Consider the following 22,185-nt stretch of genomic DNA (forward strand, 5'->3'; position numbering starts at 1 on the left):
CTGATCAGCGCGGCATGGCCGGGTTGGTGGGATCGCCGTGTGACGGCGGGTTGATCGGCGGCCCGGAGGTCGCGGGGGTCACGCCGCCCCCGGGCACGCCGGCCTGGACCTCCGGCAGGTGGTCCGGCACGGAGCCGTGGGGTTCGGCGCCGGCGTCGAGGGCCTCGAGCCGGTGGCGCAGGACCTCGACGACCGGCAGGCGGTCGCCGTGGGCCCGTTCGTGGTCGAGCAGTGCCTGCAGGTCCGAGCGATCGAGAGCGACGATCCGTTCCCGGAGCGCCCCGAGCGGCACGTGGTCGAAGTCGGGGATCGCGAGTTCCTCGTTGGTCATCACAGGTCCTTCCCCTCGACGGCTCGTCGTCGAGTGGCCTGGACGGTACCCGGACCGGACTGCCCGGTCGCGCAGTGAACGGGGGACAGTCCGGCCGGGAGGCCCGCCACCGGTCGATCCTTCGGCGCACGCCCGTGCGGGGCGCCCCGGACCGAATTGGCGAGCACGATCAGCGCGTGCAACCGAACGATGTGCTGCTGTGACACGGCCGTTCGAAACGGATGCCTGAATGACTTCGACCCCGCGGGCCGCCGCGGGCACGACCACGAGGAGTCCCCATGCTGATCGGTGTCCCCACCGAGGTGAAGAACAACGAGTTCCGGGTCGCCGTGACCCCGGCGGGCGTCGCCGAGCTCACCCTGCACGGTCACCGGGTGCTCGTGCAGGGTGGCGCGGGCGCGGGCAGTGCCTTCACCGATGACGAGTACGCGGGCGCCGGTGCCGAGGTCGTCCCCGACGCCGCCGCCGTCTGGGGTGCCGCGGACATGGTGCTCAAGGTGAAGGAACCCGTCGCGAGCGAGTACCCGCTCATCCGGCCCGGCCAGGTGCTGTTCACCTACCTGCACCTCGCGGCGGACCGGCCGCTCACCGAGGCGCTCCGGGCGTCCGGCGCAACGGCGATCGCGTACGAGACGGTGCAACTGCCCGACCGGTCGCTGCCCCTGCTCTCGCCGATGTCGGAGATCGCCGGGCGGCTCGCCGCACAGGTCGGCGCGAACCAGCTCATGCGCACCGCGGGCGGTCGCGGCCTGCTGCTCGGCGGCGTGCCCGGGACCCCGAAGGGCCGCGTCGTCGTCATCGGCGGCGGGGTCGCGGGCGAACACGCGGCGGCGATGGCCCTCGGGCTCGGCGCCGAGGTCACCGTCATCGACATCGCGCTCCCGCGCCTCCGTGCCCTCGACGCGCGGTTCGACGGCCGCGTGACCACCCTCCGTTCGAGCAGCTACGCGATCGCCGAGGCCCTGCGCGACGCGGACCTCGTGATCGGATCGGTGCTCATCCCCGGGGCCGCCGCGCCGAAGCTCGTGACCGACGCCATGGTCGCGGACATGCGCCCCGGCTCCGTGCTCGTCGACATCGCGATCGACCAGGGCGGTTGCTTCGAGGGCTCCCGGCCCACCACGCACGACGACCCGACGTTCGCGGTGCACGGCTCGATGTACTACTGCGTCGCGAACATGCCCGGCGCGGTGCCGCGGACGAGCACGATCTCGCTGACGAACGCGACCCTGCCGTACGCGGTCGCGATCGCCGACGCCGGCTGGGAGCGGGCGCTCGCCGCGGACCCGTCGCTCGCGAAGGGCCTCAACGTGCACGCCGGCGCCGTCGTCAACGCGGCCGTCGCCGCTGCGCACGGCCTCGAGGTCGCCACGGCCTGACCGCTGGGGCGTGGGTGGTCCGACCCAGCGCGAGCGGTCCCGTACGCTTCGGGGCGGAGGACCCATGCCCGTCGCGCTCAACACCGTCTTCGTCGACCAGATCGCCCCGATCTCCTCGACCTCGCTCGAGGAGACCTTCCGGATGGTGGCGGAGGACCAGGCCGCCGCGTGCCTCTGCCTCGACCACCCCACGCCCGAGGAGCTCGGGGACGTCGCCGTGGCGTTCGGGCTGCACGAACTCGCCGTCGAGGACTCCGCCCACGGGCACCAGCGGCCGAAGCTCGAACGCTACGGGGACACCCTGTTCGCGGTGCTGCGTCCCGCCCTCTACGTCGACGCCGACGAGGTCGTCCGGTTCGGCGAGATCCACGCGTTCGTCGGTCCCCGCTTCTTCGTCGCCGTCGTCAAGGAGGACCCGCGCGGGTCCGTCGCCATCACCACCGCCCTCACCCGCCTGGCGCACAAGTCCGGCCTGGTCGGCGCGGGACCGCAGGCACAGCTCTGGGCCCTGTTCGACTCCATCGTCGACGGGTACCGTCCCGTCGCCGACGGGCTCGAGGAGGACATCAACCAGATCGAGGACCAGCTGTTCGCCGGCGTCGCGAACACGTCGCGACGCATCTACGAGCTGTTCGGCGAGGTCGTCGACTTCCAGCGCGCGACCCGGCCGCTCGTCGCCATGCTCGAGGCGCTGCACCGCGGCGCCGACAAGTACCACATGCCCCTCGAGCTCCAGCGGCGGTTCCGCGACGTGCTCGACCACGTCATCCGGATCACGGACCGCGCCGACACGTTCCGTGCGCTGCTCCAGAACGCGCTGACGGTCGACGCCACCCTGGCGGCGCAGAAGCAGAACGACGACACCAAGCGCATCTCGGCGTGGGCCGCGATCCTGTTCGCCCCGACGCTCATCGCCGCGATCTACGGCATGAACTTCACGAACATGCCCGAGCTGCACTGGCGGTACGGGTACCCCCTGTCGATCGTCGCGATGGTCGTGTTCGCGGTCGTCCTGTTCGTCGTGTTCAAGGTCAAGCGGTGGTTCTGACCGGAGCCGGGCCGCGCGCGCACTCCACGCCGCACTGGACCCTCCGCATCGTCGTCGTCACCGCGCTCGTCGGGGTCGCGGGCGGCGTCGCCGGCATCAGCGTGTGGGTCGCGCTGCACCTCATCCAGGTCGTCGCGTTCGGGTTCCCGTTCCACACGGGGGACGAGGCGGCGGACGAGCCGGACGCCCTGCACCGGTTCCTGGCGGTCTTCGCCGCGGGCCTCCTGGCCGGGGTCGCGTGGTGGGCGCTCCGCCGGTGGGGCCGCCCCGTCGTCGCCGTGCAGGGCGCGGTCGACGGCCGGCACATGCCGTCGCTCGTCACGGTCGCGAACGCCGGGATCCAGATCGTCATCGTCGGACTCGGAGCCTCGATCGGCAAGGAGGTCGCACCGCGTGAGATCGGGGCCTGGCTCAGCCAGCAGATCACCGACCGTGCCGGGCTGACCCGCCGCGAGACGCGGATCCTCGTCGCCTGCGGTGCCGCGGCGGGACTCGCCGCCGTGTACGACGTGCCGCTCGGCGGAGCGCTGTTCGCCGTCGAGGTCCTGCTCGGCGAGATCACCTTCGCCACCGCCTTGCCCGCGTTCGCGACGAGTGCGATCGCCGCGCTCGTCGCCCGGGCCGTCGTGCCCGTCGAGACCCTCTACACGGTGCCGACGCTCACCCTGTCGCCGTCGCTCGTCGTGTGGGCGGTGCTCGTCGGACCGGTGCTCGGCTTCGCCGGGATCGGGTTCGTCCGCCTGACGAACCGGCTGCAGACCGCACGACCGCGCGGGTGGCGCGTCATGATCGTCATGCCCGTCGTGTTCGCCGGTGTGGGAGCGGTCGCGATCTGGTTCCCCCAGGTCCTCGGCAACGGTCGCGCCCTCGGACAGGCGGCGTTCGGCACCCACCTGCACGACGCGGCGGTGCTCGGACTGGCCCCGGTCCTCCTGGTCGGCGTCCTGTCGCTGGCGAAGACCGCGACGACGACAGCGACCATCGGTGCCGGGGCCGCCGGTGGCACGCTCACCCCGTCGATCGCGATCGGTGCGACCGCGGGGGCGTTCCTCGGCGGCGCGTGGCTGCTCGTCTGGCCGGGGTCGGGGCTCGCCGCGTTCGCGTTCATCGGCGCCGCCGCGTTCCTGGCGACGACGATGCGCGCCCCGTTCACGGCGCTCGTCCTCGTCGTCGAGTTCACCGGGCAGGGGCCGACGATCCTCATCCCGGCGCTCCTGGCGGTCGGCGGTGCCGTGGCCGTCGGGTACGTCCTCGGGCGGCGTCGCCTGGTCGGGGTGGCGTAGCGCCGGAGCGACCACAGGTGCGCCGTTCGTGACGGCGGGGTCCTCGCTGGGCGCCGGGGCCGGCGCGGCCTACTTCCCGAGCGACGCCAGCAGGGGGAGCATCAGCCCGGCCACCCAGATGAGCACGAAGAGCAGGCCACCCAGGACGGTCAGGCGCCGCCAGCGGCGGGTCGGGAGGTCCGGGGTCGAGCCCCACATCTGCGACCGGGTGACGACCCGGTTGGCCTGCGCGACGACCCGCGCGACGTCCGGATCGGACGTGTCGAGCAGCCCGTCGGCCGCGTTCGTCGAGATCCGCTCGGCCTCCTCGAGCGGCATGGTCAGCCGGGGAGGTCGCTCGCGGCGGGCGACGCGTGCGGACCGCTCGTTGCGCATGGGCGTCCTCGTTCGTTCGGGGTGTGCCCCGAGTCTGCTCCGTACGGCGGGTGTCCGTCCAGGGCATCGCGCCTAGGATCGCGCGCATGGCCGGGTTCGATGACATCAGCAAGAAGGCCCAGGAGTTCCTGGGCAACGACAAGGTGAAGAACGCCCTCCGCAGCGAGCAGGCCGAGGGCCTCAGCGACAAGGTGCTCGACGCGGTGCAGGGCGCGGTGGACAAGGCCACCGGCGGCAAGTACAGCGACCAGCTCAAGGGCGCGCGGGACCAGGCCGACAAGCACATCGGCAAGGTCGTGGGGCCAGGAGGGGACGACCGGGGGCACGACGCGCAGGCACACGGCGACCACGGCGTGGCGGGTCACGGGGGCCACGCGGCGCACGGCGCACCGGACCAGGAGCACGACGGCGGACCGCACCACGGCGACGGATCGGGCAAGCACAAGGCCTGACCGCGGTCACCGACTGGACGGGATCCGGAACAGCGGGGACCATGGACGGGTCGCCCTCGGGTGACGACGTCGCCGGCACCGTGCCGAGCGACACCGCCCACCCGGGCGCCAGGAGGACCGCACCACCGTGACGACGACCGTGACCACCGCCCCGCTCACCGACGCCGAGGTCCGCGCCATCCGCGCCGACTTCCCGATCCTCGGTCAGGAGGTCGGCGGCGTCCCGCTCGTGTACCTCGACTCCGGGGCGACCGCGCAACGGCCGTCGCAGGTGATCGACGCCGAACGGCGGTTCCTCGAGACGAGCAACAGCGCCGTCCACCGCGGAGCACACACGCTCGCCGCGCTCGCCAGCGACGCGTACGAGGACGCCCGGGCGACCGTCGCCGGGTTCATCGGCGCCGCTGCCGCGACCGAGGTCGTGTGGACCGCGAACGCCACCGACGCGCTCAACCTCGTCGCGTACGGCATGGGCAACGCGAGCCGAGGACGGGGCGGGCCCGCGGCCGAGCGCTTCCGGCTCGCCGCCGGCGACGAGATCGTCGTCACGGAGGCCGAACACCACGCCGACCTCGTGCCGTGGCAGGAGCTCGCCGCCGCGACCGGGGCGACGCTCCGCTGGGTCCCCGTCGACGACGACGGTTGCTGGACCGCCGAGGACGCCGCCGCCGTGATCGGCCCGCGGACCCGGGTCGTCGCGTTCGCGCACGTGTCGAACGTCACCGGGATGATCGCGCCCGTCGAGCAGGTCGTCGCGCTCGCCCACGGCGTCGGCGCCGTCGTCGTGCTCGACGCCTGTCAGTCCGCACCCCACCGGCCGCTCGACGTCGGCGCCCTCGGGGTCGACTTCGCCGCGTTCTCCGGGCACAAGATGCTCGGCCCGAACGGCATCGGCGTGCTCTGGGGACGCCGGGAACTCCTCGACGCGCTGCCGCCGTTCCGCACGGGTGGGTCGATGATCACGACGGTCACGATGGAGCACACCGAGTTCATGCCCGCGCCCGAGCGGTTCGAAGCCGGGACGCAGCCGGTGTCGCAGGCCGTCGCGCTCGCCGAGGCCGTCCGCTACCTGCAGGGCATCGGGATGGAGCGCGTGCGCGAGCACGAGGAGGCCCTCGCCCAGCGCCTCGTCGGAGGACTCACCGCGATCCCGGGCGTCCGCGTCGTCGGGCCCGGGGTGGGCGTCCCGCGGTCGGGACTGGCGGCGTTCGACGTCGACGGGGTCCACGCGCACGACGTGTCGCAGGTGCTCGACGCGCAGGGGTTCGCCGTCCGCGCCGGCCACCACTGCGCGCAGCCGCTGCACCGCCGACTCGGCCTCGTGGCCACGAGCCGTGCGAGCACGTACGTGTACACGACCGAGGACGAGGTCGACCGGTTCCTCGAGGCCGTCGCGGGCGTCCGCGCGTACTTCGGGCTGTCGGACGTCGACGGCCGGGCGGACGCCGGCGCGCCGGTCGAGGTCGGAGTGGACCGATGAGCGACGCGCTCGCGGGGCTCTACCAGCAGGTCATCCTCGACCACGCGAAGGCCCGCACCGGCGAGGGTCCGCTGCCCGACGCGGACGCCGAGCACCACGAGCGGAACCCCACGTGCGGAGACGAGATCACCGTGCGGATCCGGCTCGAGCCCGGTACCGACCGCATCGCCGACCTCCGCTGGCAGGGCGCCGGGTGCTCGATCTCGATGGCGTCGGCGTCCGTCCTCGCCGAGATGGCGCCGGGCCGGACCGTCGCGGAGTTCACGGCGCTCGCCGACGCGTTCCGGACCATGCTGCGGTCGCGGGGCGTGGGTGAGCCCGACGAGGAGCTCCTCGGCGACGCGGTCGCGTTCCAGGGGGTCGCGAAGTTCGTCATGCGGGTCAAGTGCGCGATGCTCGCCTGGGTGGCCACCGAGGCGTCCGCGGAGCTGGCCGCGGCGCGCTGACCCGACCCGTCCCTCCCGGCCGGCCGTCCCGTCACACGGGGTCACACACCCGGCAGCGGGGTCGGGGGCGGCCGTAGCGTCGGAGCGTGACCGAACCCCAGGACGTCCGACGGATCCGCTTCAACGCGTTCGACATGAACTGCGTCGCGCACCAGTCCTCCGGGCTGTGGCGCCACCCGCGTGATCGTTCCCGCCACTACAAGGACCTCTCCTACTGGACCGACCTGGCACGGCTGCTCGAGTCCGGGGACTTCGACGGGATCTTCATCGCCGACGTGCTCGGCACGTACGACGTGTACGGCGGATCGAACGAGGCCGCGTTGCGGACGGGGTCGCAGGTCCCCGTGAACGACCCGATGCTCCTGGTGTCGGCGATGGCGTCCGTCACCGAGCGCCTCGGCTTCGGCATCACCGCGGGGACGGCCTACGAGCACCCGTACCCGTTCGCCCGACGCATGTCGACGCTCGACCACCTGACGAAGGGCCGGATCGGCTGGAACGTCGTGACCGGGTACCTGCCGAGTGCGGCGCGGAACATGGGACAGACGGACCAGCTCGCGCACGACGACCGCTACGACGTCGCCGACGAGTACCTCGAGGTCCTCTACAAGCTGTGGGAGGGCTCCTGGGAGGACGACGCGGTGGTCGCCGACGTCGAGACCGGCGTCTTCACCGACCCCGCGAAGGTGCACCCGATCGAGCACCACGGCCGGCACTTCGACGTGCCGGGCATCCACCTGTCCGAACCGTCGGTGCAGCGATCGCCCGTGATCTACCAGGCCGGTGCGTCCCCCAGGGGGATCCGGTTCGCGGCCGAGCACGCCGAGGCGATCTTCGTCGGCGCGCCGACGATCCCGCAGCTGGCGGCCACCGTGGGCAAGATCCGGGACGCGCTGGAGGCGGCGGGTCGCGACCGGTACGCCGCGCGCGTCTACACCCTGCTGACCGTGATCACCGACGCCACGGACGAACTCGCACGGGCGAAGTACGCGGACTACCTGTCCTACGCGTCCGAGGTCGGCGCCCTCGTGCTCAACTCCGGGTGGATGGGCGTCGACCTGGCGCAGTACGACCTCGACGAGCCGCTCGGCAACATCGAGTCGAACGCGATCCAGTCCGCGGCCGCGAACCTCTCGGCCGCGACCGGCGAGGACGGTTCGACGTGGACCGTCCGGGACATCGCGCGACGGACCGCGATCGGCGGGCTCGGCCCCGTCGAGGTGGGCAGCGGCGCGACGATCGCGGACCGCCTCCAGGAGATCGTGCGGGAGACCGACGTCGACGGCTTCAACCTCGCCTACGCGGTGACCCCCGGGACCTGGGAGGACGTCGTCGAGTTCGTCGTGCCCGAGCTCCGGGCCCGCGGGGCCTATCCGGAGGCATCCGGAGCGGGGCCGTTGCGCGACAAGCTGTTCGGCCGGGGCGACCGGCTGCCGGACGAGCACCGTGGCGCGTCCCACCGGGTGGGAGCGCGGACGGCAGCCGTGTGAGTGCGTCGACACCGCCTCGACGAGCGCCCTCCGCGTGCACGCATCGGGCTCTTGTGGTGCACCCGCTAGCGTCGAGGTGAGCACGCCGACGGACAGCGCGTGCCGGACAGGAGCGTGCTCGTGAGTGGAACAGGGACGTCGGTCGTCGTCATCGGAGGCGGTGCGAGCGCGGTGTACGTCGCCGTCGCGCTCCGCGAGCGCGCCGCAGCGCGGGACCTGCCCGCACCGGACGTCACGATCGTCGCCCGTGAGACGCCGGTCGGCCGGGGGCTGGCGTACGGGCACGCCGAGGCGCACCACCGGCTCAACAGCCCTGCGGGCAAGATGAGCGTCTCCGCGGGCGACGCTGCGCACTTCGTCCGGTGGTGCGCCGACCACGGGTACGACGTCGCGCCGGGGGACTACGTCGAGCGCCGGCTGTTCGGTGACTACCTCGTCGATGTCGCGGAGCACCTCGTCGCCGACCCGGACCACCCGGTGCACGTCGTGCAGGGCGAGGCGGTGGGCTGCACGACCGACGACGACGGCGCGCACGTGGCTCTCGCGGACGGCTCGACGATCGTCGCCGACGTCGCCGTCCTCGCGCTCGGGAACCCGCCGCCTGCCACCTGGCCGACGGGAGCGGCGGTCCAGATCGACGACCCGTGGGCGTCCGGTGCGCTCGACCGTGTGCCCGACGGCTCGAGGGTCCTGCTCGTCGGGACGGGCCTGACGATGGTGGACGTCGCGACGTCGCTCGCCCGCCGGGAGGCCGGGATCACCATGACCGCGACGAGTCGCCACCTCCTGCTCCCGGCGGAGCACCTGTCGGCTCCGGTGGCACCCGGGCCGGGCCTCGACCCGACCGTGTCGACGCTCGGCGGACTCGCCCACGAGCTCGGCGTACAGCTCCGTGCCGCCGTCGACGCCGGCACGCCGTGGCAGGCGGTGATCGACGGCATGCGCCCTCGGCTCATGGAGCACTGGACGGGGATGGACGAAGCCGACCGCCGCCGGTTCGTCGAGCACCTCGCGCGCCGGTGGGACGTCCACCGGCACCGCATGGCGCCGTCGGTCCACGCCGAGCTCCAGGGCCTCGTCGACGGCGGCGTCCTCCGGTTCGTGGCCGACGCCGACCCGTCCGGGTTCGACGCCGTCGTGTTCTGCACCGGCCCCACCGCCGTGACGACACCCGGCTGGAGTCCCGTCGTCGATGCGCTGCTCGAGCGCGGGAGGATCCTGCCCGAGCCCCTCGGACTCGGACTGGACGCCGACTGGTCCGGCGCGGTCCGCGACGACCACGGCGACGTGGACGGGCGGCTCCTGGCGATCGGGCACGCGCTGCGCGGGGCGCTGTGGGAGACGACGGCGATCGGCGAGATCCGGATCATCGCGAACCGCGTCGCCGATCGGGCCCTCGACACGGTCGCGGCCGTCTCCGCCTGAGCGGGCCCGTCAGGTCAGCGCGAGCCGGGGCGACCCCGCCTGCACGAGCGGCAGGACGTCCCGCGCGATGCGGGGGAGCTCCTCGTGGAGTGGCGACGCCTGCACGAGGAGCAGGGTCACGCCCGCGTCGGCGAACGCCAGGATGCGCTCTGCGACCTGCTCGGGCGTCCCCACGAGGTCCGGACGGAGCCCCCGCGTCCCGACGGAGTACTCGCGGCGGGACAGCTCGACGTCGAGGTTCGAGTTCGCCCGGAACTCCTCGAACGAGGCGTACCCGGGTGACGCGGGATCGACGGTGGTGATGCGCTCGAGCTCGGCGCGGGCCTCCGCCTCGGTCTCGCGCACGATGACGTAGGCGGCCATGCCGATCTCGGCGAACGGGGCGCCCTGCAACCGCTCGCGACGAGCGTTGACGTCGGCCACCTTCTCGCGGAGCTCCTCGACGGTGCCGCCGTGGGTGACGTAGGCGTCCGCGAACCCGGCGATGGACTCACGGCCGGCGTCGCTCTCGCCGCCGGCGAACACCCGCGGGGGCACGGCGGGTTTCGGCGACAAGACCGCGTCGACGACGTCGTAGAACGACCCACGTCGGGTGGCCGGGAGCTCCGTCCACAGCGCCCGGAGCACGTCGACGAACTCCTCCGCCTGCTCGTACCGGCGGTCGTGCGGAGCGAACACCCCGCCGTACTGCCGGGCCTCCTCGGCCCACCACGCGGCGACGACGTTGAGCGCGAACCGATCACCGCCCGCGATGTCGGTGATCGTCGCGGCGGCCTTGGCGATGACGGTCGGCAGGTGGAACCCGGCGCGGACCGCGGTCATGACGCGGAGCCGTTCCGTCGCGGCGAGGATCGCGGTGCTGAGCGACCAGGCCTCCAACGAGGGCGCCTCCACGCCCTTCCGGTCGTTGAGGTAGAGCTCGGGCACGAGGGTGGTCGTGAACCCGAGGTCCTCTGCCTGTCGTGACACGCGACGGATGTAGTCCCAGGTCGCGGGCATGCCCTCGTCGCCGACGTTGCGGAGGAACCCGCCGTAGACGGGGGTCCAGTAGCCGAGTTCCATGTCGTTCCTCCGAGGTGCTGGTCGGTTCAGTGGGCGGCGTCGAGTGCCTGCACCAGGTCGGCGACGAGGTCGTCCGGGTCCTCGAGGCCCACCGACAGCCGGATCGTCGCGTGGGACAGGCCCGCGGCGGCGAGCTGCTCGGGCGACAGGTGCCCGTGCGTGGTCGACGCGGGCGGGATGACGAGCGAGCGGACGTCGCCGATGTTCGCGACGAGGGCGAACCGCTCGAGCGCGTCGACGACCGGCGCGACGGCGTCGGGTCCGGCGGCGAGGTCGAACGAGAACACGGCGCCCGCACCGCGGGGCAGGTACCGCCGGGCCGCGTCGTGCCCGGGTGAGCCCGCGAGGCCCGGGTGGTGCACGCGGGCGACGGCCGGGTGCTCGGCCAGGACCTCCGCGATCCGCAGCGCCGACGCCGCCTGGCGGAGGACCCGGAGCTCGAGGGTCTCGACGCCCTGCAGGATCTGGAACGCGTTCCACGGCGCGAGCGACGGGCCGAGGTCGTGCACCCACTTCGTGCGGGCGAGGACGGTGTACGCGCTGCCGTTGCCGCCCGCACCCCGACCGAAACGGTCCCACAGGACGATGCCCCCGAACCGCGGGTAGGGGCCCGTGAACTGCGGCCAGCGCGCGGGGTCGGCGCCGAAGTCGAACGACCCGATGTCGACGAGCACGCCGGCGAGTGACGTCCCGTGCCCACCGAGGAACTTCGTCGCGGAGTGCACGACGACGTCGGCGCCGTGGTCGCCGGCGCGTTGCAGGGCGGGGGTGGCGAGCGTCGCGTCGACGACGAGCGGCACACCGGCCGCGTGCGCGATGTCGGCGACCTCACGCACCTGCAGCACGTCGGCGAGCGGGTTGCCGATCGTCTCGGCGAAGAACGCCCGGGTCTCGGGGCGCACGGCGTCGCGCCACGCGTCGAGGTCGTCCTGTTCGACGAACGTCACGTCGATGCCGAAGTCGGTGAACCCGTCGGTCAACAGGTCGACCGTCCCGCCGTAGAGGCGTCGGGCGGCGACGACGTGACCACCGGCGCGGACGAGCGTGAGCAGCGCGACCGCGACGGCGGACTGCCCGGACGCGGTGGCGACCGCGGCGACCCCGCCCTCGAGCGCGGCGATCCGCCGTTCGAGCACGGCCACGGTCGGGTTGGCGTTGCGGCTGTACAGGTTGCCCGGTTCCTCGAGCGCGAACACCGCTCGCGCGTGCGCCGTCGACGCGAACTCGTACGCGGCGGTCTGGTAGATCGCCGGCGCGACGGCGTTCTGCGCCACGGGCGTCTGGACCCCGCCGTGGATCTGCGTCGTCGCGATCTGCTCGGTTGTCGTCATGCCCCCACCCTGGCCGGGAGGCGCGGCTCGGCACGACGAGGACGGTCACGGTCCGTAACACGGTGACGACGGACGCGTCACATCGGTGCGGTGGTCCGGCCCGGGGGTCCAGCATCGCGGCCATGACGACTGCTGACCCCATCGCGACCGCTCCGTTCCTGCGCTCCCCGACGACACCGGCGCGAGGTCGCCTCGTGGTCCTCACCGGCCGCGGTGAGCACCCCGACGTGTACGAACGGTTCGCCACCCGGATCGCGTTCGACGGGTACGCGGTCCTCGCCGTCCGGGCCGACGACCCGGCGGAGCTCGTGGCGGCGGGGACCTGGCTCGACGAACGGAGTGCCGGTCCCGCCGTGCTCGTGGGCGCTGACGCCGGGGCCGCGCGCGCGGTGCGTGCCGTCCTGGGCGGCGCGGTCCGCGTCGACGGTGTCGTGCTCGCCGGGGTCCTCACCGACGCGGCGGTGTCGGTGTCGGACGACGAGGACGAGGTGGCGGCACGGACGGCCTGCCCGGTGCACGGGGCACGGCTCCGCGACGGCGTGGTGCTCGTCGCTGGGCAGCTCACCCGTCCCGAGGCCGAGGACGTGGTGACTCGGGCGGAGCTCGCCGCGCTGCCCGTCGCGGTGCTCGCCTTCCACGGCACCGACGACCGCGTCAGTCCGGTCGACGCCGCACTCGACGTGCTCGTTCCGGCGGTCGGCCGCACTCCGGGCGGCGTGCGCGTCGTCGAGGGCGGTCGGCACGACGTGCTCAACGACGTCACACACCGCACGGTCGCCGCGGCGGTCGTCGAGTACGTCGAGCGGCTGCGCACGCCGGAGGCGGGGATCCGCACGATCTGAGTCCGCCGGCCCGGCCCGGGCGGCGCTGTGTTGCGGTTCATGACGTGTTCATCGCCGACCTGAGGAAATTCTTACCCATCCGCCGTACCGTCTTTGATCGAGAAGCGCGATCGGCGATCACAAGCACCGATGAGCGGGAATGGAGACACCATGACGCAGTCCACGATGAAGCTGGGGGTCGTCCTCACCGGTGCCGGCGGCCCGGGACACCCGAAGACCTGGCTCGACGAGGACCTGCCCCTCGACTCGAGCGTCGACGTCGACTGGTACACGGAGTACGCACGCCTGGCGGAGGACGCCCGGTTCGACCTCGTGTTCATCGTCGACTCGCAGTTCATCACGCCGTCGTCGCCGCCCCACTACCTCAACCGGCTCGAGCCGCTGACGCTCCTGTCGGCGCTGGCCGCCCGGACGACGCACATCGGCCTCGTCGGCACGGCCACGACGTCGTACAACGAACCGTTCACCCTCGCGCGGCAGTTCGCGTCGCTCGACCTCATCAGCCACGGCCGGGCCGGTTGGAACGTCGTCACGACGGGTGACGGCGGGACGGCCAGGAACTACGGCCGCGACGAGCACTACGACTACGACCACCGCTACGGCCGGGCGCACGAGCACGTCGGCGTCGTCCGCGGCCTCTGGGACTCCTACGAGGACGACGCGTTCCCGCGCGACCGCGCCACCGGGCAGTTCCTCGACCCGACGAAGCAGCACCGGCTCGACCACCACGGCGAGTACCTCGACGTCGAGGGCCCGCTCAACATCGTGCGATCCGAGCAAGGGCAGCCGGTGATCTTCCAGGCCGGCGACTCCGACCAGGGCCGGGACCTCGGCGCCGCGATCGGCGAGGGCGTCTTCACCCACGCGAGCTCGCTCGAGCAGGCGACGGCGTTCCGCGACGACATCCGCTCCCGCGCCACGGCGAAGGGCCGTGACGCCGACGGGGTGCTCGTCCTGCCCGGGATCCAGTGGTTCATCGGCGACACCGACGAGCACGGCCGCGAGCTCGAGCGCGCCGCGCAGGCCCGCGACTGGGACTTCGACCGCGCACTCGCCGAGTTCGGCCGCTCGTTCGGCTGGCACGACTTCTCGCAGTACGACCCCGATGCGCCGTTCCCCGCCGAGACCTCCGCACTCGGCGAGACGAGTTGGAAGACCCAGACCGACCGCATCCGCGCGCTCGTCGAGGCCGAGGGGCTCACCCTCCGCCAGACGGTCGAACGGGTCAGCGCGCCGAAGCCCGGGTACTTCGTCGGCAGCGCGACGACGGTCGCCGACCGACTCGAGGAGTGGTTCCGCGGCGGGGGCACCGACGGGTTCCTGCTCCACATGGCCGCCCCGTCCCAGTTCCGCCGCTTCGTCGCCGAGGTCGTGCCGATCCTCCGCGAGCGCGGGCTGTTCCGCAGCGAGTACGAGGCCTCGACCCTCCGCGGCAACCTCGGACTGCCGATCCCCGAGAACCGGTACACCGCGGCACGGAGGACGGCGGACGGAACCGCACCGTCCCTCCCGGTCGACGCCACCCAGCAGCCGGCCACCGCCGGCGCGACCGCCTGACCACCACCCCAACCCCCGAAGGACGTCAGTGAGAACACACCTCCGCTCCCGACCCACCTGGGCGAGGATCCTCGGACTCGGTGCCGGGGCCGTCGTCGCCGCGACGGTCCTGGCCGGATGCTCCTCCGGGTCCTCCACCGCGACCGGCAGCTCGAGCTCCGCCTCCGGGTCCGGCGCCGCCACCGGCACGCTCAACTGGGCGTCATCGTACGGCCCGTCGAGCTGGGACCCCGTGGTCAACGGCAGTGGCGCGTCCTTCCGGATCACCGCGCTCGCCTACGCGTCCCTGACGAACACGAACACCAAGGGCGAGGCGGTGCCCGGACTCGCCAAGAGCTGGGACTACAACGCGGACGGCACGCAGGTGACGTTCCACCTGCGGAAGGGTCTGACGTTCGACGACGGCAGCGCGCTCGACTCCACCGCCGTCGCGAAGTACCTGACCCGTGCGCAGACCCAGGAGAACTCGGCACTGGTCGGCGAGGGCATCTCGGTCATCAAGTCCATCGACACCCCGAACGCGACCGACGTCGTGCTCCACCTGAGCCAGGCCGACTACCAGCTGCCGCTGGTCCTGGCGCAGCGGGTCGGGCAGATCACGAATCCCGACAAGACCACCACCGAGCTCAACGAGAAGCCCGACGGCGCGGGTCCCTTCAAGCCGGTGAGCATCGTCGCCGGCTCCAAGGCCACGTTCGTCAAGAACCCCCGCTACTGGGACGCGAAGGACATCCACATCCAGAACGTGACGGTCTCGTTCGGCGTCGACGCCTCGAGCATCGTGTCGGGTCTGCAGAGCGGGGTGTACAACTTCGCCGACCTCGCGGCGAGCCAGGTCAAGTCCGCCAAGTCCGCCGGTCTCGACGTCGTGTTCCAGCCCGGGTTCAACGCGGCCAACGTCAGCGTGAACACGACGCAGGCGCCGTTCGACGACCCGAAGGTGCTCCAGGCGGTGAACTTCGCCATCAACCGGAACCAGATCGTCAAGCAGGTCGACTTCGGCTACGGGTCCGCGACGAGTGAGCCGTTCCCGAAGGGCTACATCGCGTACGATGCCGCGTCGGCGAACGAGTACCCGTACAACCCCACGAAGGCGAAGCAGCTCCTCGCCGAGGCTGGCTACCCGAACGGCGTCACGGTGACGATGACGGTCCTCAACAACAGCGCCGAGAACGAACTCGTGCAGGCGCAGCTCAAGAAGGTGGGCATCGACGCGACGCTGAAGGTCGACCCGAACTGGGCCACCTCGTTCTTCGCCAAGAAGCTGCCGCTGTCCACCTACAGCACCACGGGCCGCGACTCGCCCATCCAGACGCTGCAGGCGCACTTCGGTGCGCAGGGCGCGCTGAACTCGTCGGGCGTCGACGCCGGCAGTGCGTTCCAGGCGGCCGTCTCGAAGGCGCTCGCGACACCGCTCGACTCGCCCGACTACGCGGGGAACATCAAGGCGGCGACCGCCGCGGGGCTCGCCAACACGGGCCTGGTGTTCACCGACAGCGTGCCGAACATCCTCGTCAAGACGAAGGCGGTCTCGAGCATCCCGAAGATCCCGGCGTACATCACCTGGACCGGCGTGACCATCAGCGGGAGCTGACATGGCGAGCGAGATCGAGCTGCCCCGCGTCCGGAGCGTCCCCGCGCTCCGGGCGCGGTCGGCCGGCGGCCTGCGCTGGAAACGGGTCGTCCTGGCGGTGCTCCGCCCCCTCGCGGTGTTCGTGCCCGTGTTCGTGTTCGGGACGTTCATCACGTTCCTGCTCGGGGCGATCACCGGCCTGAACCCCGCGTACGTGCAACTCGGCGACGCCGCCACACCGTCGGCGGTCGCCCGGCTCAACCACCAGTGGGGCCTCGACAAGCCGTTCCTCGTCCAGTACTGGACGTGGTTCACCGACCTGCTCCACGGGTCCCTCGGCACGAGCTGGCTCGACGGCATCCCGGTCTCGACGCTCATCGGTCAGCGGATCCTCATCAGCCTGTCCGTGGCGCTCGTCGCACTCGTGATCGGCGTGCTGGTCGGGGCGCTGCTCGGCGCGCTCGCGGCGGTCACCGCGACGAGCTGGGTGGACCGGACGATCACGGCGTTCACGTCGTTCATCTCGGTGATGCCCCCGTTCACCGTCGGCATCGTGCTCGTCGCCGTGTTCGCGGTCCAGCTGCACCTGCTGCCGTCCGCGGGGTTCATCCCGCTCAGCCAGGGCTTCGGACCCTGGCTGTCGCACGTGATCATGCCCGCGATCGCCCTGAGCCTCGACATGGTCGCCGGCATCGCACGGCAGCTCCGCGCGGGACTCGTGTCGGCGTACGACGAGAACTACGTGCTCGGCGCCACCGTGCACGGGCTCAGTCCGCGGCGGATCTTCTTCGTGCACGTCCTCCGGAACGGCGGCGGGCCGGCCCTCGCGCTCCTCGGACTGACGTTCCCGAACCTGCTCGGCGGTGCGGTGGTCACGGAGACCGTGTTCGGCCTGTCCGGGTACGGCGTCTTCGCGAGCACGTCCGCGCTGCACGGCGACGTCCCGAGCGTGCAGGGGGTGCTCGTCGTGTCGATCGTGCTCGTCGTCGGGTTCAACCTGCTCGTCAACATCGCGCTGAACCGCATCCAGCCGTCCGCCGCGAGAGGGGTCTGACATGCTCGCTCGCCTCATCCGGCTCCCGTCGTTCTGGGTCGGCACCGGGGTCCTCGCACTCGTCGTCCTGCTCGGTGTGTTCGGCCACCTGCTCGCGCCGCACGATCCCCTGCAGGGTGGGTCGCGGCTCCTGGCGGCACCGTCGGCCGCGCATCCGCTCGGCACCGACTACCTCGGTCGCGACGTCCTGAGTCGCCTGCTCGCCGGCGCCCCGGCGAGCGTCCTCAGCGCGTTCGAGGTGGCCGCCATCGCGCTCGTCGTCGGCACGGTCCCCGGCCTGCTGTCCGTGTACCTGGGGCGCGTGTTCGAGTGGCTCAGCCTCCGCGTCGTCGACACCCTCATCGCGCTGCCGTTCCTCGTGTTCGCGGTCGCCATGACGGCCCTGCTCGGCAACGGGCTCGCGCAGGCGATGTTCAGCGTCGGCATCCTGCTCGCCCCGATGTTCTACCGTGTCTCGCGCGCGGCAGCGCTGTCCGTGTCGGGCTCGCAGTTCGTCGAGGCGGCGGTGCTCAGCGGCGCGTCCACGGGCTGGGTGCTCCGGAAGCACATCGCACCGAAGGTCGTCGCGCCGGTCGGGATCGCCTTCGCGAACGCGACCGGGGTCGGACTCGTCATCGTGGCGAGCCTGACGTTCCTCGGCATCGGCGTGCAGCCACCGGCACCGACCTGGGGCGGGATGCTCGCGTCCGACCTCGGGTACCTGTCGTACCAGCCGTACGCGCCGGTGTGGCCGATCGTGCTCATCATGGCGACCGTGTGGTCCCTCAACCTGCTCGCGGACGTCCTCCGCGACGCGTCGGGCGAGTCCGGCCGCGTGATGCTCCGCAGACGCGCCCTGGAGCGAGCTCGGCGTCGCGCCCGCGGCATCGCGACCCCCGTCGCCCCCGTCGCCCGGAAGGCCGGTTCCTGATGTCCGTTCCCACGCCCCGCCCCGCTCCCACGTCCGGCGGGGCGCGCGCGTCCACCGACGGCACGGCCGGGAGGCCCGACACGACCGACACCGCCGCACCGGTCGTCGTCGTGGACAGCCTGCGGATCCACGACCACCTGCAGGACGTCGTCGCGGTCGAGTCGGTCACGTTCTCGCTGCGCCCCGGGCAGGCGCTCGGCATCGTCGGTGAGTCCGGCAGCGGCAAGACGATCACGTGCCGCGCGCTGCTCGGCGTGCTCCCGGAGTTGTTCGAGGTCACGGCCGGCTCGGTCACGATCGACGGCCGCGACACCGCCACGCTGAGCCGGAAGGACTGGACGGCGCTCCGCGGCACGACGATCTCCGCGGTGTTCCAGGACCCCGCGACCTACCTCAACCCATCGATCCCGGTCGGGAAGCAGCTCGAGGAGATCCTCCGCGTCAAGAAGGGCGTGCCCCGGCGGCAGGCGGAGGACGCCGCGGTCGCCCTGCTCGAGGCCGTGCGCATCCGCGACCCGCACTTCGTGTTCCACCAGTACCCGTTCGAGCTGTCCGGCGGCATGCTCCAGCGCATCCTCATCGCCGCCGCGGTCGCCTGCGAACCCGCGGTGCTCATCGCCGACGAGGCCACCACGGCGCTCGACGTCACCGTGCAGGCGGAGATCCTCGACCTGCTCACCGACCTCAAGGACCGCCTCGGGCTCGCACTCATCGTCGTCTCGCACGACCTCGCGGTCGTCGCGCAGCTCTGCGGCGAGGTGCTCGTCATGCGGAACGGCGTCGTCGTGGAGCAGGGCCCCACCGAGCAGATCCTGTACCGGCCGGAGCACGAGTACACGCAGCTCCTGCTCGACGAGCACCACCGGTTCGGCCTCGAGCGGTTCCTCCGGGCCCCCGGAGATGACCCGGCGGCCAGCGTCGGCCGCGGTTCCCGGACGGAGGCCCCTGCATGAGCACCACGACCGACGCGACCGCGGGTGGCACCGCCACCCGCGCCGACGGAGCCGCCCCGGTCCTCCAGATCGAGGGTCTGCGGGTGTCGTACGGACGCGGTGCGCGGCGACAGCAGGTGATCCACGACGCCGACCTGACGATCGCACCTGGCGAGGTGGTCGGACTCATCGGCGAGACCGGGTCCGGCAAGTCGACGCTCGCGCGCGCGGTGCTCGGACTCGTGCCGGCGAGCGGGGGCCGGATCATCCTGGACGGACAGGACGTCACCCGCGCGAGCGCGAAGCAGCGGCAGGGGCTCCGCCGCTCCGGCCGGGTGCAGTACGTGTTCCAGGACCCGATGCGGAGCCTCGACCCCGGCTTCACCCTCGAGCAGTCGATCGCGGAACCCCTCGTGACGAGCGGCCGGTACGACCGGACGACCATCGCGGCGACGGTCCGCGAGTACCTGGCGAAGGTGCGGCTCGACGAGCGCCTGCTCGACCGGCTTCCCGGGCAGGTCTCCGGCGGGCAACGGCAGCGGATCGCGATCGCCCGAGCCCTGGTCACCCGACCCGGGCTGCTCATCCTCGACGAGCCGGTCAGCGCCCTCGACTCGGCGAACCGTGTGCAGATCCTCGAACTGCTCCAGGGGCTCGCCGGGCCGGACGTGTCACTGCTGTTCATCTCGCACGACCTCGGCTCCGTCGCCGGCATCACCGACCGCGTCGTCGTGCTGTATCGCGGTCGGGTGGTCGAGACGAACACGACGGACGCGATCATCAACGACCCGCAGCACCCGTACACGCAGTTGCTCGTGGGGTCCGCGCCGACGCTCGGCACCGAGGCGGCCACCCGCGCCTGGCGGGACGAGCTGCGCGCCCGCGTCGACGCCGGCTGACGCGCCGCAGGCGCACCCCGCCCGCCAGATCGCGGTCGGTGTCGTTCCGGAGGGTGCCAGAACGGCACCGACCGCGATCTCGCGGAGGGTCGTCGTGCCTCCAGTACCGTCGGCAGCATGACGGACCCGTTCGCGACCCTGCCGTTCCCCGTGATCGACGGCCACAACGACCTGCCGTGGGAGTGTCAGATGCGGCGCAGCTCGTCCGTCGAGGGCGTCGACGGCACCGCGCTCACGCTCCACACCGACCTGCCGAAGCTCCGTGCGGGCGGTGTCGTCGGCCAGTTCTGGTCCGTGTACGTCGACGTCGACGAGCCGGACCCCGTCCGCACGACGCTCCAGCAGATCGACCTGGTCCACCGCCTCATCGCCCGCTACCCGGACGACCTCCGGCTCGCGCGCACGGCCGACGACGTCCGCGCGGCCGTGACCGCCGGACGCATCGCGAGCCTGCTCGGAGCCGAGGGCGGGCACGCGATCGGCGACGACCTCGCCGTGCTCCGGACGTTCGCGCGGCTCGGCGTCCGGTACATGACGCTGACGCACACCGCGGACACGGCCTGGGCGGACTCCGCGACGGGGGCGCGCGCGCACGGCGGCCTGACCGACCGCGGGCGCGAGGTCGTCGCCGAGATGGAACGGATCGGCATGCTCGTCGACCTCTCGCACACGAGCCCCGACACCATGCGCGACACGCTCGACGTCGCCACCGCCCCGGTGCTGTTCAGCCACTCGTCGACGACCGCGGTGAACGACCACCCGCGGAACGTCCCCGACGACGTGCTCGCCCGACTCACCGACAACGGCGGAGTCGTCATGATCACGTTCGTGCCGGCGTTCGTCTCCGCGGCCTGGGCCGCGTGGGAGGCCGCCGACCCGCCGAGCCGCCCGGCCGACGGCCCGATCGTCACCGTGGCCGACGTCGCGGACCACGTCGACCACGCACGCCAGGTCGCGGGCATCGAGCACGTCGGGCTCGGGGGCGACTACGACGGCACGCCCGTCCTGCCACCGGACCTCCGCGACGTCTCGCGGTACCCGGTGCTCGCCGACGAGCTCCGGCGGCGCGGCTGGTCGGACGACGACCTCCGCGCGCTGGCGGGCGGCAACGTGCTCCGGGTGCTCGCCGCGACGGACGCAGCGTTCGTCGGGGGCTGACGCAGCGTTCGTCGCGAACCGACGACGGACGGACGGACGGGAGGCGCGGGGCCGGGCCCGTCAGAACGCGTAGCGGACGCGGCAGTACGGCATGGTCGCGGCGAGCAGCGTCGTGAACCGGTCCACCGCAGCCCGCTTCAGCTCCCGCCGGTACCGCACGTTCACGGCGCCGTTCTCGGACACCTTCGTCTCCTGCAGTTCGGGGCGCCACAGGACGTCCTCGGCCTTGGGGTGCCAACCGAGGTTCACCCCGTGCAGACCCTCGTTGTGGGTGAGCATGATGACCTCGCACGCGAGCTGCGCCTTGGTCCGCGGGGACAGGACGTCGTCGAGGTGCTCGAACAGCGCCTGCCAGTCCTGCTCCCACGTCGGTGTGAGGATCACCGGCGAGAAGTTGAGGTGTACCTCGTACCCGGCGTCGACGAAGTCGTCGATCGCCGCGATGCGCTCGGCCATGGGTGACGTCCGGATGTCCGTGAGCTTGGCGAGCTCGGCCGGCATGAGCGAGAACCGGACCCGCGTGCGTCCCATCGGGTCCCAGTCCAACAGGTCGCGGTTGACGTACTTCGTGGCGAACGACGCCTTGGCGGTCGGCATCATGCGGAACAGGTCGACGAGGTCGTGGACGTTCGCGCTCACCAGGGCGTCGGCCGAGCAGTCCGAGTTCTCGCCGATGTCGTAGACCCAGGCCTCCGGGTCGCACTGGTTCGGCTCGACCTTCGGCCCCTGCTTGGCGACGTGGCGGGCGATGTGCCGTTGGATCTGCTCGATGTTCACGAAGGTGGTGATCGGGTTGCTGTACCCCTTGCGCCGCGGGACGTAGCAGTACGCGCACGCCATCGCGCACCCGTTCGCCGTCGACGGGGCGATGAAGTCGGCGCTGCGCCCGTTCGGTCGGGTGACCAGGGACTTCTTGACGCCGAGCACGAGGGCCTCGGTCTTGATCCGGACCCACCGGCGCACGTTGGTCTCGTCGCCGTGGACCTCCGGGATATGCCAGTGCGACGGGACCTCGACGACCTCGGCGTCCGGCCACTCGGCAAGGATCTCGGCCCCGCGCGGCATCGCGAGCGCGGCCGGCTCGGCGTAGATGCGTCGGACGTCGAGGAGCTGCCGCGGGGCGGTCGTCGTGGTGCCGGTCATCGCCTCCATCGTGGC

21 protein-coding genes are annotated in these 22,185 nt (G+C 72.3%); 16 read left to right on the forward strand and 5 right to left on the reverse strand.

What is annotated here, in order from left to right; genetic code table 11:
- Positions 1-4: 4 nt before the first annotated feature.
- Positions 5-331 (reverse strand): DUF8129 domain-containing protein, encoded by a 327-nt coding sequence (locus DEI88_RS03720; protein WP_111009985.1) that lies wholly within the window; start codon positions 329-331, stop codon positions 5-7.
- 278 nt (positions 332-609) lie between these two features.
- On the opposite strand from DEI88_RS03720, the gene ald reads away from it, so the two are divergent.
- The 3 genes from ald (at position 610) to DEI88_RS03735 (ending at position 4,041) form a co-directional block, all read left to right on the forward strand.
- Positions 610-1,710, forward strand: coding sequence for an alanine dehydrogenase (gene ald, locus DEI88_RS03725; RefSeq protein WP_111035576.1), 1,101 nt, complete (start codon positions 610-612; stop codon positions 1,708-1,710).
- A 64-nt stretch (positions 1,711-1,774) separates the two neighbouring features.
- Positions 1,775-2,758 carry a magnesium and cobalt transport protein CorA gene (locus DEI88_RS03730; RefSeq protein ID WP_111013817.1) on the forward strand — a complete coding sequence of 328 codons (984 nt, stop codon included), beginning with the start codon at positions 1,775-1,777 and terminating at the stop codon, positions 2,756-2,758.
- A complete protein-coding gene (locus tag DEI88_RS03735) occupies positions 2,749-4,041 on the forward strand; it encodes a chloride channel protein (protein WP_258375114.1) in 1,293 nt (430 codons plus the stop codon). The genes DEI88_RS03730 and DEI88_RS03735 overlap by 10 nt, the downstream gene beginning before the upstream one ends.
- Positions 4,042-4,110: 69 nt before the next feature.
- Here the strand turns inward: DEI88_RS03735 and DEI88_RS03740 are convergent, their stop codons facing one another.
- Positions 4,111-4,416, reverse strand: coding sequence for a hypothetical protein (locus DEI88_RS03740; protein WP_111009979.1), 306 nt, complete (start codon positions 4,414-4,416; stop codon positions 4,111-4,113).
- A gap of 86 nt (positions 4,417-4,502) precedes the next feature.
- Between DEI88_RS03740 and DEI88_RS03745 the strand changes: the two genes are divergently transcribed.
- The 5 genes from DEI88_RS03745 to DEI88_RS03765 all read left to right on the forward strand — a co-directional run bounded on the left by DEI88_RS03745 (position 4,503) and on the right by DEI88_RS03765 (position 9,709).
- Positions 4,503-4,868 (forward strand): Rv0909 family putative TA system antitoxin, encoded by a 366-nt coding sequence (locus tag DEI88_RS03745; protein WP_111013816.1) that lies wholly within the window; start codon positions 4,503-4,505, stop codon positions 4,866-4,868.
- A gap of 127 nt (positions 4,869-4,995) precedes the next feature.
- The gene (locus DEI88_RS03750) at positions 4,996-6,348 is read left to right on the forward strand and encodes a SufS family cysteine desulfurase (RefSeq protein WP_111072237.1); all 1,353 of its coding nucleotides are present in this window, start codon (positions 4,996-4,998) and stop codon (positions 6,346-6,348) included.
- Positions 6,345-6,794 carry a Fe-S cluster assembly sulfur transfer protein SufU gene (gene sufU, locus DEI88_RS03755; protein ID WP_111009976.1) on the forward strand — a complete coding sequence of 150 codons (450 nt, stop codon included), beginning with the start codon at positions 6,345-6,347 and terminating at the stop codon, positions 6,792-6,794. The genes DEI88_RS03750 and sufU overlap by 4 nt, the downstream gene beginning before the upstream one ends.
- 86 nt (positions 6,795-6,880) lie before the next feature.
- Positions 6,881-8,284, forward strand: a complete 1,404-nt coding sequence (locus tag DEI88_RS03760) for an LLM class flavin-dependent oxidoreductase (RefSeq protein ID WP_258375113.1) — start codon at positions 6,881-6,883, stop codon at positions 8,282-8,284.
- 120 nt (positions 8,285-8,404) lie between these two features.
- A complete protein-coding gene (locus tag DEI88_RS03765; protein ID WP_181435065.1) occupies positions 8,405-9,709 on the forward strand; it encodes an FAD/NAD(P)-binding protein in 1,305 nt (434 codons plus the stop codon).
- Between the two features lie 9 nt (positions 9,710-9,718).
- On the opposite strand, the gene DEI88_RS03770 is transcribed toward DEI88_RS03765, so the two are convergent.
- Both DEI88_RS03770 and DEI88_RS03775 read right to left on the reverse strand, forming a co-directional pair.
- Positions 9,719-10,771, reverse strand: coding sequence for an LLM class flavin-dependent oxidoreductase (locus tag DEI88_RS03770; protein WP_111035578.1), 1,053 nt, complete (start codon positions 10,769-10,771; stop codon positions 9,719-9,721).
- Positions 10,772-10,797: 26 nt separating this feature from the next.
- Positions 10,798-12,102: an O-acetylhomoserine aminocarboxypropyltransferase/cysteine synthase family protein gene (locus DEI88_RS03775; protein ID WP_111035579.1), complete on the reverse strand. Its 1,305-nt coding sequence runs from the start codon at positions 12,100-12,102 to the stop codon at positions 10,798-10,800.
- Positions 12,103-12,224: 122 nt separating this feature from the next.
- Here DEI88_RS03775 and DEI88_RS03780 point away from each other — a divergent pair, with 122 nt between their 5' ends.
- The 8 genes from DEI88_RS03780 (at position 12,225) to DEI88_RS03815 (ending at position 21,027) form a co-directional block, all read left to right on the forward strand.
- The gene (locus DEI88_RS03780) at positions 12,225-12,944 is read left to right on the forward strand and encodes an alpha/beta hydrolase (RefSeq protein WP_111072303.1); all 720 of its coding nucleotides are present in this window, start codon (positions 12,225-12,227) and stop codon (positions 12,942-12,944) included.
- A 150-nt stretch (positions 12,945-13,094) separates the two neighbouring features.
- Entirely contained in the window at positions 13,095-14,501 is a 1,407-nt protein-coding gene (locus DEI88_RS03785; RefSeq protein ID WP_111013810.1) for an NtaA/DmoA family FMN-dependent monooxygenase, read from the forward strand.
- A 28-nt stretch (positions 14,502-14,529) separates the two neighbouring features.
- A complete protein-coding gene (locus DEI88_RS03790; protein WP_111013809.1) occupies positions 14,530-16,095 on the forward strand; it encodes an ABC transporter substrate-binding protein in 1,566 nt (521 codons plus the stop codon).
- 1 nt (position 16,096) lies between these two features.
- Complete coding sequence (locus DEI88_RS03795) at positions 16,097-17,128, forward strand: ABC transporter permease (RefSeq protein ID WP_111013808.1); 1,032 nt, start codon at positions 16,097-16,099, stop codon at positions 17,126-17,128.
- A gap of 1 nt (position 17,129) precedes the next feature.
- Positions 17,130-18,038 carry an ABC transporter permease gene (locus DEI88_RS03800; protein WP_111072236.1) on the forward strand — a complete coding sequence of 303 codons (909 nt, stop codon included), beginning with the start codon at positions 17,130-17,132 and terminating at the stop codon, positions 18,036-18,038.
- Complete coding sequence (locus DEI88_RS03805; RefSeq protein ID WP_111072235.1) at positions 18,038-18,991, forward strand: ABC transporter ATP-binding protein; 954 nt, start codon at positions 18,038-18,040, stop codon at positions 18,989-18,991. The genes DEI88_RS03800 and DEI88_RS03805 overlap by 1 nt, the downstream gene beginning before the upstream one ends.
- A complete protein-coding gene (locus DEI88_RS03810) occupies positions 18,988-19,869 on the forward strand; it encodes an ABC transporter ATP-binding protein (protein ID WP_111035583.1) in 882 nt (293 codons plus the stop codon). Before DEI88_RS03805 ends, DEI88_RS03810 begins: the two co-directional genes overlap by 4 nt.
- A 117-nt stretch (positions 19,870-19,986) precedes the next feature.
- Positions 19,987-21,027 carry a dipeptidase gene (locus DEI88_RS03815; RefSeq protein WP_111072234.1) on the forward strand — a complete coding sequence of 347 codons (1,041 nt, stop codon included), beginning with the start codon at positions 19,987-19,989 and terminating at the stop codon, positions 21,025-21,027.
- A gap of 60 nt (positions 21,028-21,087) precedes the next feature.
- Here the strand turns inward: DEI88_RS03815 and DEI88_RS03820 are convergent, their stop codons facing one another.
- Positions 21,088-22,170 (reverse strand): spore photoproduct lyase family protein, encoded by a 1,083-nt coding sequence (locus DEI88_RS03820; protein WP_111072302.1) that lies wholly within the window; start codon positions 22,168-22,170, stop codon positions 21,088-21,090.
- Positions 22,171-22,185: the final 15 nt, after the last annotated feature.

It is taken from the genome of Curtobacterium sp. MCBD17_003, from assembly GCF_003234885.2.
Classification (GTDB): Bacteria; Actinomycetota; Actinomycetes; order Actinomycetales; family Microbacteriaceae; genus Curtobacterium.